This window comes from uncultured Zoogloea sp., from assembly GCF_937894855.1.
GTDB lineage: Bacteria > Pseudomonadota > Gammaproteobacteria > Burkholderiales > Rhodocyclaceae > Zoogloea > Zoogloea oryzae.
Map to the genome: position 1 here is coordinate 21810 of NZ_CALAYQ010000047.1, position 13749 is coordinate 35558.

The following is a 13749-nucleotide window of genomic DNA, read 5'->3' on the forward strand; positions in this document are numbered from 1 at the left end:
GCCCACATGTCTGACCTGTACACCCGCTTCGTCGCCAACGTCCTCTTTCCCGTTCAGGAACGCCTGAAGCACCACGACACCGTGGCGATCCGCCAGGAAATGGAAGACGTCCAGTGGTGGCCCCGGGAGCGCATCCTCGAAAAGCAGGCCCAGCGCCTGAAGGCTTTTCTGGCCGACATCGGCGCCCACACGCCGTACTACCGCGAACTCTTCGCCCGCACCGGTTTCGATCCGAAGACGGTGACCGGCCCGGCCGACCTGCAGAAGCTGCCCTTCCTCACCAAGGCGGTGATCAAGCAGAACAGCGACGGCCTTCGCGCCGACGACGCCAAGGGCCTGGCGCGTTTCAATACCGGCGGGTCGAGCGGCGAGCCGCTGATCTTCTTCATCGGCACCGAGCGCGTCACCCACGATGTGGCCGCCAAGTGGCGCGCCACCCGCTGGTGGGACGTGGACATCGGCGATCCGGAGATCGTCATCTGGGGTTCACCCATCGAACTGGGCACCCAGGACCGCGTGCGCCTGATCCGCGACAAGCTGATGCGCACCGAGTTGCTGCCGGCCTTCGAGATGTCCGACGCCAAGGTCGAGGGTTTCATCGCCCGCATCCGCGAGATGCGCCCGAAGATGCTCTTCGGCTATCCGTCGGCCATCAGCCACATCGCCGCCCACGCCGAGAAGAAGGGCATCCGCCTCGACGACCTGGGTATCAAGGTGGTGTTCGTCACGTCGGAGCGACTCTACGACCACCAGCGCGAGGTCATCAGCCGGCTGTTCAAGGCGCCGGTCGCCAACGGCTACGGCGGCCGTGACGCGGGCTTCATCGCCCACGCCTGCCCGTCGGGCTCGATGCACATCACCGCCGAGGACATCGTCGTCGAGATCATCGACAGCGATGGCAATGTGCTGCCCCCGGGGCAGTCCGGCGAGATCGTCGTGACACACCTCGCAACAAGAGATTACCCATTCGTGCGCTACCGCACGGGCGATGTCGGTGTCCTGAGCGATCATGCGTGTCCATGTGGTCGGGGACTGCCCATTCTGAGCGAGATCCAGGGGCGCAGCACCGATTTCGTGATCGCCGCCGACGGAACCGTGATGCATGGTCTGTCGCTGATCTATGTGCTCCGGGATATTCCCGGGGTGGCATCGTTCAAGATCGTCCAGGAAACCAAGGCCCTGACGACGGTCTTCGTGATTCCCGGCGCGGCTTTCGAACCCGGCGACGTGGGGCGCATCGAGAGCGGCCTGAAGCGTCGCCTGGGAGAGTCGGTCGCCATCGACGTCAAGCTGGTGGACGAGATTCCGGCCGAGAAGTCCGGCAAATTCCGCTACGTGATCAGCCGCGTCGCGGCCTGACAGGGTTTGGGTGGTTGACGGTCTTGCTGACCGATTGGGGCAAACGCAGTGCGTGACATACTGGTCTTATTACTCTTTTCGTACGGCGCCCTGAGGGCACTGAAGTCGCCGTACAACGGCGCGCTGCTGTGGGTGTGGATCGGCCTGATGAACCCCCACCGGCTGGGCTGGGGTTTTGCCTACACCATGCCGCTGGCGATGATCTCGGCCGTGCTGATCGTCATCGCGATGGCCGCCCATCCCAAGCATGTGAGCGCCCCGACGGCGCCCCCCGTGACCGTGCTGGCGATCTTCGTGGCGTGGATGGGCATCACCACGCTCACCGCGATCCACCAGCCCGAGAGCCTCTCGATCTACCTCGACGTCATCAAGGTGCTGATGATGGTGCTGGTGGTGGCCTCGACCATGCAGACGCGGGAGCAGATTACCGGCTTCGTGGGCGTTACCGCGATGTCGATCGCCTACTTCGGGGCGAAGGGCGGCCTGTTCACCCTGATGACCGGTGGTTCCTTCCGGGTGTGGGGGCCGCCGCAGAGCGTGGTCGAGGGCAACAATGAGCTCGCCGTCGCCCTCGTGATCACCATTCCGCTGCTGTATTTCCTGTCCCTGCAGGTGGAAAAAGTCGTGACGCTGCCGGTGCTGCGGCCCATCGGCAAGACCTGGGTCCGGCGCGGCATTTACGTCACCATGTTCCTGTGCGCGGTGGCGGCCATCGGCAGCCACTCCCGGGGCGCGCTGCTGTCGATCGCGGCGATGTTCTCGGTGTTCTGGTGGCGCAGCAAGTCGAAGCTCTCGATCGGCCTCGTGCTCCTGATCCTCTCTCCGGCGATGGTCTACTTCATGCCTGAAGAGTGGACCTCGCGGATGGAGACCATCAAGACCTACGACCAGGATGAATCCGCGCTGGGGCGTCTCAACGCCTGGATGATGGCGATCAACATTGCCAACAGCCGCGTGCTGGGCGCGGGCTTCCTCACCAACACGCCGATCATCTACCAGATGTACGCGCCCAACTCGAACTTCATCCTGGTGGCGCACAGTATCTATTTCCAGGTGCTGGGCCAGCACGGTTACATCGGGCTGATCCTCTACCTGCTGTTCTGGGGGCTGACCTACCGGACTGCCGGACGCCTGATGAAGTATGCGGTGGATCGCCCGGATTTCGAATGGGCCGGCCAGCTCGGTTCGATGGTCAAGGTGAGCCTGATCGGTTTTGCGGTGGGTGGCGCCTTCCTGAGCCTGGCCTATTGGGACATGCCGTTCTATTTCATGGCGATGGTCGTGATGACCGAAAAGTGGATCAAGAAACGACTGGCCGAGGAGTCGGCCACTGCAGGCGCGACGCCCGCCGGACAGTCCCCGGCGCAGGCCGGAGTCGGCCGCCTGCAGGCAACTTCCAGCTGACGAGACACATTGATGACTTCTCTTGACCATAAATCGACTGCCATGGCTGATCAGCTGATCGACAGCAAGGTGCTTTCCGGCACCCGGCGGGGTAGCGGCCTCCTTGGGCTGGTCGTCGTGCTCATCGCCTGGGGCGCGATCCTCTTCAGCTTCCGCACCCAGGTGCGGATGGTGCTCGACGCCTGGGATACGTTGCCCAGCCACGAGCACGGCTACGTGGTGCTGGTGGTGGTGGCCTACCTGCTGTGGAGCAAGCTGCCGGTGCTGCGCGGGGAATTCTGCCGCCCGTCCTGGAAAGGCTTTGCGGCGCTCGTCCTGACCGGCTTCCTCGCCATGCTGGGCGAGCTGGTGTCGGTGGCGGCGGTGGTGCAGTTCGCCATCGTGCTGATGATGATCAGCGCAGTCTGGGCGGTAACGGGCGACGAGATCTTCCGTCGCGTGTTCGGCCCGCTGTTCTTCCTGCTGTTTGCGGTGCCCTTCGGCCAGGAGATCCTGCCCGTGCTGATGAACTGGACGGCCGACGCCACCGTCGTGGCCCTGCGTCACAGCGGTGTGCCGGTCTATCAGGAAGGCCGCAACTTCGTCATTCCGAGCGGCCAGTGGTCGGTGGTGGAAGCCTGTGGCGGCATCCGCTACCTGCTCACCTCGGTGTTCATCGGCGCGGTTTTCGCGTATCTCACCTACACCCAGTGGCGCAAACGCATCCTGTTCATGCTGTGGGCCATCGTGATGCCGCTGATCGCCAACTGGATCCGCGCCTATGTGATCGTGATGGTGGCCCACAAGACCGCCAACGAGTGGGGCCTCGGCCTGAGCCACATTGCCTTGGGCTGGGTGATCTTCGGCGTCTCGATCTTTGCGAGCTTCGCCATCGGGGCCCGTTGGCGCGATCCGGTGCCCGAGCACGCCCCGTCGAGCCAGGGCATCCAGGCGCCAATGCCGGTCCTGATGGGCGCGACCCTGCTTGCCGCGGCGATTCCCTTCGGCTGGCACATGGTCGTTCAGGTCCTCCAGGCGCCGGATTCGTCCGACACGCCGTCGTTGCGGCTCGAATCCCTGGCGACCTTGCCCCAGGGCGAGTCGGCCGACGACGCGATCCGCCCCCATTTCCCGGGTGCGCGGGTGGTCCATCAGGCGACCTACACGTATCAGGGCCAGCCGGTCGACGTTTTTGTCGCCTATTATCGTAATCAGACGCAGGGCACCGAGCTGATCAACATCCAGAATCAGCTCGAACCCACCAAGAAATGGGGCTGGTCGATCTCCACCCAGCCGCCTAACGACAGCCCGAACGTGCCTGACGTGCGGCTCGAAGGCTTCGTGAAGAAGGGCGTCCATGCGGCCGTCTATCACTTCTACTGGGTGAATGGCATGACCACCACCAGCGATTTCACCAGCAAGATCCTCGAAGCCCTGTCGCGGCTCCGTGGTCGGGGCGACGACGCTGCTGCGGTGGCGATCACGGCCTATAGTCCCGACAGCGTCGAAGCTGCCCGCGTCAGGACGGCGGCCTTCGCGAACGAGCACGTTGCCGGGATCCTGGCCGATCTCGAACGCACCGCGACCGCCGACCGGAAATAAGGACGCATGACCCGAAACGCGTCTGTTGGCGCATGCCTCATCGTTGCCAGCATCTTCACGCCGATCCAGGGAGGGTCTGCGACCGTCTATTCGAACCTGTGCCGTTACGCCCCGAAGGGGCGGATGGTCGCCCTGGCGACCCGGCGCGACTACAACGACGGTGCCGAGATCGCGGGCTGGCGCGCCCATGACCAGAACTGCGGCTTTCCCGTGTACCGGCTGGATCTGCTCCGGCCGCGGATCAGCCGGCCGGCTCACAAGCTGATCGCTGCCTGGCGTTTCCTCACCATCGACGTTCCGCTGCGGCTCCGGGTCATCTGGACGGTCTGGAAGCTCATCCGCCGGCATGGCATCGAGGTCATCTGCATCGGTGAACTGGCTTCCACCGCCTGGCTCGGTGAGTTTTTCCAGCGGGTCTTCGGCAAGCGCATGGTGATCTACGTGCATGGCGAAGAGATCACCACCCGCTTCGACGCTGGCTCCTTCGGTGCCAGTCGGGCAACCCACCTGCGGGCTGCCGATGCGGTGGTCGCGGTGAGCCGCTTCACCCAGCGGGTGCTGGTGGACGAGATGGGGATTGCCCCGGATCGCGTGTGCCTCATCGAAAACGGCGTTGATACGAAACGATTCTCGCCCGGCCCGGACGACCCCGCGTTCCGCGCGCGCTTCGGGCTCGCGGGCAAGCGGATCGTGGTGGCCGTTGGCCGCCTGATCGCCCGCAAGGGCTTCGACCAGACCATCCGCGCCTGGCCCCAGGTCTTTGCCGCCCACCCCGACTGCCATCTGCTGATCATCGGCGACGGCCCCCAGCGGGCTTCGCTGCAGGCGCTGGTCGACCAGTCCGGCGTGGCCCACAGCATCACTCTCGCGGGCGCCCTGAGCGACGCCGACCTGCTCTCCGCCTATCGCAGCGCGGCGCTGTTCGCGATGCCCAACCGCACGATGCCGGACGGCGACACCGAAGGCTTCGGGCTGACCTTTCTCGAAGCCAACGCCTGCGGCCGCGCCGTTGTCGGCGGCCGGGCGGGTGGGGCAGTCGAGGCCGTTCAGGATGGCGTCAGCGGGCTGCTGGTGAATGGCGAGCGGATCGATGAGATCGCCGACGCGATCCTGCGCGTTCTTGGTGACGACGCCTTCCGGGCCCGCCTCGAAGCTGGCGCCCTGGCCCATGCCCAGGCCCACAGCTGGGAGCACAGCGTCCAGATCTTCCAGAATCTATGCGAACGCCTGCAGAACAAGGGAGGCAAGCATGGCTGAACCCCGCACGCTGCTGGTCATCGCCGGCGAGTTTCCGCCACTCAAGACCATCGGCCGGATCCGCACCGTCAAGTTCGTCGAGCACCTGCGCCGCTTTGGCTGGCGCTGCATCGTGGTGACGTTGCAGCCCTCGGGCCGCGAGGGCAACTACGACGAGGCGCTGATGGCCGAGATCGTCGATGGCGACGAGATCATCCGACTGCCGCTGCGCAATCTCGAGGTCGAGATCGCCGATACGGTCAAGCGCCTGCTGGGCCGCAAGCCCGCCGCGCCAGCGCCTGTTGCTGCGGCACCAGCGACAAAGCCGGCGCCTGCTGCAACCCGGGCGCCTGTGGCGCAGTCGGGCGGCGGGCTGATGGACAAGGCCCACGGCATGATCCGCTGGGTGCTGCGCACCCTCGTGAACGTACCCGACGACTTCCGCCCCTGGGCGCAGGATGCCCTCAAGGTGTGCCGCGCGCTGTGCGCCGAACGCCAGATCGACGCCATCTACACCACGCTGCCGCCGTTCTCCAGTCTTCACGTCGGCCACGAGCTGCGCAAGGAAACCGGCCTGCCGTGGATCGCCGACTACCGCGACCTGTGGTACGGCGATGTGCTGCGCGAGTGGATGCCCGAGTGGCGCAAGAAGATGGAGTTCCGGATGGAGCGCCGGCTGCTGCGCCGGGCCGACGTGATCGTCACGGTCTCCGAGCCCAAGACGGCTTACATGCAGCGTCTGCATCCGCAGCTCAAGGCCCGCTGGGAGACGCTCACCAACGGCTACGACACCGAGCTCTACGGCAGTCGTCAGCGTACCCGGCCGTTCAACGGTGACACCATCGAGTTTATCTACACCGGCCGGCTGTTCAAGAACCGCAAGGGCTACGCCTTCGCCGAAGCCCTCGGGCGCATTCACCGTTCCGATCCGGCGCTGGCCGGGCGGGCGCGCGTGCGCATCATCGGCGGCGTCGAGCCGGAGATCCAGCGTCGTTACGACCAGATCATCGCCGAGTACGGCATCGGCCATCTCTATGATTTCGTGGGCGACGTGAGCTATGGCGAAGCGATGGACGCTCAGGTCAATTGCGACTACCTGCTGCTGATCGTCGATACCGGCGAGACCTCCGACGGGGTGATCCCGGGCAAGCTCTTCGAGTACGTCTCGGTGCGGCGCCCGATCTTCGCCCTGTGCGACCCGGGCGCGACCCAGCAGATCATCGACAAGGCCGGCCTCGGCAAGACGGTGCCGGCCGAATCGGTGGACGCTTGCGAGGCGATGTTGCGCGAGTGGCTCGCCCGGCCGGTGCCCGAAATCGTCGAGGCCGACGACGCCTATCTAGCCCAGTTCGACCGCAAGGCCATCACGGAGCGCTTCGCCCGGGTGCTGGACGAAGTGGTCGCCGGGCAGCCGGGGAGGGCAGGGCGATGAGCCTCGGCGCGCTCAAACAGTGGGTCAAGGAAACCGCGGCGAAGACCATCTGGGCTTATGGCCCGAAAGAACTCGCTGCCCGTCTGCGGGAGATCGGCGTGAGGCCGGGCTCGACGCTGGTTGTCCATTCGTCCTGGCTGCCGCTCAACGGTTTCAAGGGCAAGCCGGCGGATGTGGTGCGCACCTTCAAGGAAGCCGTGGGGCCTGAAGGGCTGCTGGTGATGATGTCGATGCCGTATCACAACATGAGCTCGGCCCAGTGGCTCGCCACGGGCAAGCCCATGAACGTGGCCCGCAGCCCGTCGATGATGGGCATCGTGTCGGAGGTCTTCCGGCGCAGCGCGGGCGTGGTGCGCAGCCTGAGCGTGACCCATCCGCTCCTGGCCTGGGGCCGCGACGCGGATGCCTTCGTGGCTGGCCACGAGGCCGCCGAAAAACCCTTCGGCGGCGAATCGCCCTTTGCCCGGCTGCTCGAACGCAACGCGTTGATCCTCGGTTTCGACGCGCCGTTCTCCACCTTCACCTACACCCATTTCGTCGAGGACCAGCTTGCCGCGACGCTGCCTTTCCCGCTCTACGAGCCGGATCTGCACACCGGCGTGGTGATTGACCGGGCTGGCGAACGGCACACCTGCGCGGTGCGGGTGCTCGCCGCCCAGGCCAACAAGCTGCGCCGCGAGCCCCGGCTGGTGGCCCATCTCGACAAGGTCGGGGTGCTCCACCACGGCAAGCTCGGCAACACGCGCCTTACCTGGATCCGTGCGGCTGACCACAGCCGCGAATCGGCCCGCTTCGTGGCGGGCGGCGCCCATTTCTTCGACTTCCCCGAAACGGCAGGCGCACGGCCCTGAGCCGCCCGTGACCGCATGAAGCCCGGAAACCAACGATGAGCCTCAGTGAAACTCTCCGCCAGAAGGGACTCGTGCTGCGCGACACCCTCGGCATCGGCATGACGACGCCCGTCGATAATCGTGTCCACCTGGACGCCGCCATCGCCTGGCTCAAGCTGGCCCAGGACGTGACCGGCAACGGCGGCGTCGCCCAGACCTTCCTGGTTCGCTCGCGCCGCTGGGCCCCGTCCTACCCCGAGACCACCGGCTACATCATTCCCACCCTGTACCGCTACGCGGCGCTGGCCGGCGACGACGACTGCCGCGTCCGGGCGCGCCGCATGGCCGACTGGGAGATCGACATCCAGCTGCCCGGCGGCGGCGTGCTGGCCGGCGCTCTGGGCGATTCGGACCAGCCCACGGTGTTCAACACCGGGCAGGTGATCTTCGGCTGGGTGCGCGCCTTCGAGGAAGAGCGCAACGAAGCCTATCGGGATGCCGCGGTGCGTGCGTCCGCGTGGCTGTGCGACATCATGGACGACGACGGCTGCTGGCGGCAGTTCGGCTCGCCCATGACCGGCAAATCGGTCAATACCTACAACACCCGCTCGGCCTGGAGCCTCGCCCGCACCCACGAGATCACCGGCGAGCAGCGCTTTCTCGACGCCGCGGTGCGCAACTGCGAATGGGCGCTGACCCAGGCGCGGTCCAACGGCTGGCTCGACACCAACTGCCTGCAGGACAACACCCAGCCCTTCACCCACACCATCGCCTACGCCATGCGCGGCTTGCTCGAGATCGGCGATTATGCCGGGCGTGAGGATTTCATCCAGGCCGCCCGCCAGATCGGCGATGCGATGATCGCGGCCCTGCCGGCCGACGGCTTCATGCCGGGACGCTTCGACCAGGACTGGCGCCCGACGGTGAAGTGGTCGTGTCTCACCGGCGACTGCCAGCTGGGCATCAACTGGGGGCGTCTGTTCCAGATCACCGGTGATGCGCGCTACCGCGATGCCACCACGCGCATCCTCGGGTTCGTGAAGCGCACCCAGCGCCTCGCCGGTGACGAGCGCGAGATGATCGGCGCCATCAAGGGCGCCCATCCCATCAACGGTGGGTATCACCCCTGGCAGCTGCCCAACTGGGCAACAAAGTTCTACGCCGATGCGCTGATGATGGATGCTGCGAACCGCGATGTCGGGGGCTATGGGCTCAAGGGGCCGGCCGCGTGAAACCAGACGGAATGCAGTGAGAAAAGAACAATTGTTTGCACACCCGTGCACAGCTTCATCGTGGCGCACCAACGATTTGTGTGATGCTTCGCGCTCGAAGCTTAACCCCACCGACTCGATCAAATGCACAGCCCCAAGATGGCGCGCGCTGTCCATCCATTCACTTGTGTTGAAATCATTGATGCTTCAGTCGGATTCTCAGGGGCGAGGCTCGCGTCCGTAACCCATGGCTAATGTAAAGAAAGCGGTCTTTCTCTCCGTCGGAGAGAAAGCCATCGTGTTTGTCATCCAGTTCGTCTCGTCGGTTGTCCTGGCGCGACTGCTCTCCCCCGAAGAGATCGGCATCTTTTCCATCGGAAGCCTGATCCTCGCCATGTCCCACGCCCTGCGCGATCTGGGTATCACCAGCTACCTCATCCAGGAGCGCGATCTCACCCCGGTGCGGCTCCAGACGGCGGCGACCATTGCCGTGATCATGAGCTGGACCCTCGGCCTGCTCACCTGGGTGGCGAGCGGCCCGGTGGCGGCGTTCTACCGGGAAGACGGCATCGGGCTGGTGATGCATGTGCTGTCGATCAACTTCTTCCTGCTGCCCTTCGGGTCGGTGTCGATGGCGATCCTCAAGCGCAACCTCAATTTCGACAAGGTGGTGCGGATCAACCTGGCATCCGGCACGCTTCAGGCTGCGGTGTCGATCGGGCTGTGCTCGATGGGTGTGGGCTTCATCGGCCTCGCCTGGGGCGCGGTGGCGAGCACCACGCTCACGGTGCTTATGACCGTGCTGATGACCAAGCGCGAAGTCCCGATGCGCATGGAGTTCTCCGAATGGCGGCACATCCTGCGCACCGGCGGCCGCTTCTGCGGATCGTCGCTGCTGTGGGAGTTCGGCCTGTCGGCGCCCGAGATGATCGTCGGCAAGGCGATGAGCATCGAAACCGCGGGTTATCTGGCCCGATCGCAGGGCGTGGTCGGGCTGGCCTTCCGCTCGATCATGGAAGGGCTGACGCCGGTGCTGATGCCGGCCTTCGCCCGCACCCACCGGGACGGCGAAAGCGTTGGCGATCAGTTCCTCAAGAGCATCTGCTATCTCAGCGCACTGGCCTTTCCGCTCTTCGCCTGCATGGCGCTGGCGATGGACTCCATCGTGCTGCTGCTCTATAGCGAGAAGTGGGCGCGGATCATCGAGCCGGCGCGCATCCTCTGTGTGGGCTCTGCGGCGCTGACGATCGCGGTGACCGGCGCGGCAGTGGTGAGCGGCACCGGCAAGTCGAAATACACCCTGCGCTTCCAGCTGGTCGGGCAGCCGATCAAGGTGGTGCTGATCCTCATCGGCAGCATGTACAGCCTCGATCACGTAGCCGCGGGCATTGCGGTTGGCGATCTGCTGATTACCGCTTACACCCTGCTGGTGCTGCGCCGTCTGCTGGGTTTCGATCTCAGCCGCGTCGGCGAGGCCCTGGGGCCGTCACTGCTGGTGGCATTGTGCGCGGCCACGTCGTGCCTCGCCTTCAAGCTGGCCTTTCCCCACGCGGCGCCGTTCTTCGGCGTAGTGGGCTGCATCATCGCTTCGTCCATCGGCTGGGTGATCGGGGTGGTGGTCACCCGTCACCCGGTGGGTGCGGAGGTAGGTGCGGTGGTGCGGCGGGTCGTGCGGCGCTGATGAAATAAAAAACCCCCGGCGAGGGGTTGCCGGGGGCCAAAAATGCCTTGCTTGCTCAAGGCACCCGCTCAGGGAGGTATAGCGGGAGACGGTTCGTCACCATCTGCGTGTTAGTCTTGGCAACCCGGACGAAAGTTCCGGGTTCAATTCGTTTCCAGATGTAAGCACCCCGAGATCGCCCATGAAGCCTGTTCATTCCGCCTTCCCGTCCACCCGCATGCGCCGTATGCGCCGCGATGATTTCTCTCGCCGCCTGATGCGCGAGCATCGGCTGTCTGCCGACGACCTGATCTACCCCGTCTTCGTTCTCGAGGGCGAGCAGATCAACCAGCCCGTGGCCTCCATGCCGGGCGTGAGCCGTGTTTCCCTCGACAACCTGCTGCGCGTCGCCGAAGAGGCCGTGGCGCTCGGCGTGCCGGCGCTGGCGCTGTTTCCGGTGGTCGAAGACGCCAAGAAATCCCTCGGCGCCGAAGAGGCCTACAACCCGGACGGCCTGGTGCCCCGTGTGGTGCAGGCCCTGAAGGCACGTTTCCCCGATCTGGGCATCATCACCGACGTGGCGCTCGACCCTTACACCAGCCACGGCCAGGACGGCCTGATCGACGACACCGGCTACGTGCTCAACGACGAGACGCTGGAAGTGCTCGCCAGACAGGCGCTGTGTCACGCCCAGGCCGGTGCCGACGTGGTGGCGCCTTCCGACATGATGGACGGCCGCGTGGCCCGCATCCGCACCGAGCTCGACGCCGCCCGTCAGATCTACACCCGTATCTTGGCGTATTCGGCCAAGTACGCGTCGAGCTTCTACGGCCCGTTCCGTGACGCGGTGGGTTCGGCCGGCAATCTGGGCAAGGGCAACAAATACACCTACCAGATGGACCCGGCCAATTCCGACGAAGCCCTGCGCGAAGTCGCCCTCGACATCTCGGAAGGCGCCGACATGTTCATGGTGAAGCCCGGCATGCCTTATCTCGACATCGTCCGTCGGGTGAAATCCGAGCTGCAGGTGCCCACCTACGTCTATCAGGTGAGCGGCGAGTACGCGATGCTGAAGGCCGCGGCGGCCAATGGCTGGCTCAACGAGAAGGCCTGTGCGCTGGAAGCCCTGGTGGCCTTCAAGCGTGCCGGCGCCGACGGCATTCTCACCTATTACGCGCTGGACGCCGCCCGCTGGCTGAAGGAAGACGCGTAAGCAGAGGCCAACGCTGCCGGATCAACCCTCCGGCAGCAGGGTGCGGGCACCCTCGAAGCGATCGGCGTAATAGCGGTTGTCGAGGCGATCCACCCGCACCTTGCCGCGGCTGTTGGGGGCGTGCACGAACTTGCCGTCGCCCACGTAAATCCCCATGTGCGAATACGAGCGGCCGAGGGTGTTGAAGAACACCAGATCGCCAGGGCGGACGGCGTTCGACGGAATCGGCCGGGTGCGTTCGGCGATGCCTGCAGCGTTGTAGGGCAGGCGTTTGCCACTCACCTGTTCGACCACGTAGCTCACCATGCCGCTGCAATCCAGGCCAGCTTCCGGGTTCTTGCCGCCGAAGCGGTAGCCGGTGTCGAGCAATCCCAGCGCAAAGATCACCATTTCCTGGGCGTGGTCGTCCCGTGGCAGGGCGAACCAGCCGCGCGTCGGTGCGGTGGCGCGGGGGACGGATGTGCTGGACGCCGGGCGTTGGGGCGTCTGGCTGCAGCCGGCCAGAAACGCCAGCAGTGCCAGCGCGGCCAGCCGGCGTTCAAGCGGTGAGACGGAAAGTGACCGGGCCATGGTTGATGAGCGATATCGACATTTCGGCGCCAAACTCGCCCGTCTCGACCACCGGATGGCGGCTGCGGGCGAGGGTGACGACCTGGTTGAACAGTTTCTCGGCTTCGTCGGGTGGCGCGGCCGGCGTGAAGCTGGCCCGCGTGCCCTTGCTGGTGTCGGCGGCGAGGGTGAACTGGGACACCAGCAGCAGGCCGCCGCCGGTATCGACCAGCGAGCGGTTCATCCGTCCGTCTTCATCCGAAAAGACCCGATAGCCGAGCAGCCGTTCGACCATCCGCGTGGCGTTGGCGGGCTGGTCGCCACGCTCGACCGCCACCAGTGCCAGCAGGCCGGGGCCGATCTCGCCGACCGTGTGCCCGTCAACCGAGACGCGGGCTTCAAGAACGCGCTGGATCAGGGCAATCATTCGAGCAGTTCGATCTGGCCATTGACGGACACCGACACCGGGCTGTCGCCGGCCTCGATGGGGGCGGGCGGCGCGGCGTCGGCAACGGCCATGGCGGCGCGGGCCATCGGCATCACCGGCGGGCGCGGCTGGTAGCCGCTGGTGTTCACCGACACGTGCTTGATCCGCCACTTCTTGTGGAGGCTGGCGGCGACCAGTTTGGCACGGGCCTCGAAGGCGGCGAGGGCGTCGGTGATGGCTTCGTCCTCGATCTTCTTCCAGGTTTCGGGCGACGGGGCGGCAGAGAGCGCGCCGATGGCCATGGTCTGCTGGAGCTTGCCGATGAGTTCGGAAAGCTGGCCGGCATCCTTACTTTCGAGGGCGAGAGTGGAGCGCATCCGCCAGGATTCGATGCTGCGGCCGGTCTTGGCGTAGATCGGGTAGGTGTTGTTGCCGGCCGTGCGCACTTTGACCGCCGGATAGGCGCGGGCGGTCTGAAGGGCCTGGGCGACGGTGTTGTTGATCTTGCGGGCGAGTTCGGCCGGGTTGCTGTCGGTGGCTTCGGTGTAGACCTGCGCGCGGAACTGGTCGTTGGGGGCCGAGCGGCTGCTTTCGACGGCGATGTCGGCGGTGGGCAGCGACGGCGCGTCGGCCGCGTGGGCGGCAGCGACGCACAAGGTAAGCGGGAGCGCGAGGGCCAGCGGACGAAGCGAGCGGATTTTCATGAGGGCCTTTCGGTGAGTACGACGGAGTTGCATCGTGCATTTTCGCCACAGCCCGGGGCGGATTGCAAAGGGCGAATGAAAATAAGCGCTGCCGGAGCCCGCCGGAGTGTCGCCGAAACGCACATTCCGGCTTGACCGGGGCG

At 65.6% G+C, this 13749-nt stretch carries 12 protein-coding genes; 9 read left to right on the top strand and 3 right to left on the bottom strand.

Annotated features, from left to right (window positions below; all coding sequences use genetic code 11):
• Positions 1 to 6: 6 nt before the first annotated feature.
• From Q0672_RS06120 to hemB, 9 genes are all read left to right on the top strand, one after another.
• Positions 7 to 1359 carry a phenylacetate--CoA ligase family protein gene (locus tag Q0672_RS06120; protein ID WP_298620769.1) on the top strand — a complete coding sequence of 451 codons (1353 nt, stop codon included), beginning with the start codon at positions 7 to 9 and terminating at the stop codon, positions 1357 to 1359.
• Positions 1360 to 1407: 48 nt separating this feature from the next.
• Positions 1408 to 2763, top strand: a complete 1356-nt coding sequence (locus Q0672_RS06125; RefSeq protein ID WP_194271178.1) for a putative O-glycosylation ligase, exosortase A system-associated — start codon at positions 1408 to 1410, stop codon at positions 2761 to 2763.
• Between the two features lie 42 nt (positions 2764 to 2805).
• Complete coding sequence (xrtA, locus tag Q0672_RS06130) at positions 2806 to 4344, top strand: exosortase A (protein WP_298620772.1); 1539 nt, start codon at positions 2806 to 2808, stop codon at positions 4342 to 4344.
• Between the two features lie 6 nt (positions 4345 to 4350).
• Positions 4351 to 5601, top strand: coding sequence for a glycosyltransferase family 4 protein (locus tag Q0672_RS06135; RefSeq protein ID WP_298620774.1), 1251 nt, complete (start codon positions 4351 to 4353; stop codon positions 5599 to 5601).
• The gene (locus Q0672_RS06140) at positions 5594 to 7012 is read left to right on the top strand and encodes a glycosyltransferase (protein WP_298620776.1); all 1419 of its coding nucleotides are present in this window, start codon (positions 5594 to 5596) and stop codon (positions 7010 to 7012) included. The genes Q0672_RS06135 and Q0672_RS06140 overlap by 8 nt, the downstream gene beginning before the upstream one ends.
• The gene (locus Q0672_RS06145) at positions 7009 to 7863 is read left to right on the top strand and encodes an AAC(3) family N-acetyltransferase (RefSeq protein ID WP_298620778.1); all 855 of its coding nucleotides are present in this window, start codon (positions 7009 to 7011) and stop codon (positions 7861 to 7863) included. The genes Q0672_RS06140 and Q0672_RS06145 overlap by 4 nt, the downstream gene beginning before the upstream one ends.
• A gap of 35 nt (positions 7864 to 7898) precedes the next feature.
• Positions 7899 to 9074: a hypothetical protein gene (locus Q0672_RS06150; RefSeq protein ID WP_298620780.1), complete on the top strand. Its 1176-nt coding sequence runs from the start codon at positions 7899 to 7901 to the stop codon at positions 9072 to 9074.
• A gap of 226 nt (positions 9075 to 9300) precedes the next feature.
• Entirely contained in the window at positions 9301 to 10734 is a 1434-nt protein-coding gene (locus Q0672_RS06155; RefSeq protein WP_298620782.1) for a lipopolysaccharide biosynthesis protein, read from the top strand.
• A gap of 181 nt (positions 10735 to 10915) precedes the next feature.
• Entirely contained in the window at positions 10916 to 11926 is a 1011-nt protein-coding gene (gene hemB / locus Q0672_RS06160) for a porphobilinogen synthase (RefSeq protein ID WP_298620784.1), read from the top strand.
• A gap of 21 nt (positions 11927 to 11947) precedes the next feature.
• Here hemB and Q0672_RS06165 read toward each other — a convergent pair whose 3' ends face one another.
• Genes Q0672_RS06165 through Q0672_RS06175 form a run of 3 tightly spaced genes read right to left on the bottom strand, consistent with a single transcriptional unit; the run spans position 11948 to position 13606 of the window.
• Complete coding sequence (locus Q0672_RS06165) at positions 11948 to 12496, bottom strand: C40 family peptidase (RefSeq protein ID WP_298620786.1); 549 nt, start codon at positions 12494 to 12496, stop codon at positions 11948 to 11950.
• Entirely contained in the window at positions 12465 to 12902 is a 438-nt protein-coding gene (gene dtd / locus Q0672_RS06170; protein ID WP_298620788.1) for a D-aminoacyl-tRNA deacylase, read from the bottom strand. Before dtd ends, Q0672_RS06165 begins: the two co-directional genes overlap by 32 nt.
• Complete coding sequence (locus tag Q0672_RS06175; protein WP_298620790.1) at positions 12899 to 13606, bottom strand: SIMPL domain-containing protein; 708 nt, start codon at positions 13604 to 13606, stop codon at positions 12899 to 12901. The genes dtd and Q0672_RS06175 overlap by 4 nt, the downstream gene beginning before the upstream one ends.
• Between the last annotated feature and the right edge of the window lie 143 nt (positions 13607 to 13749).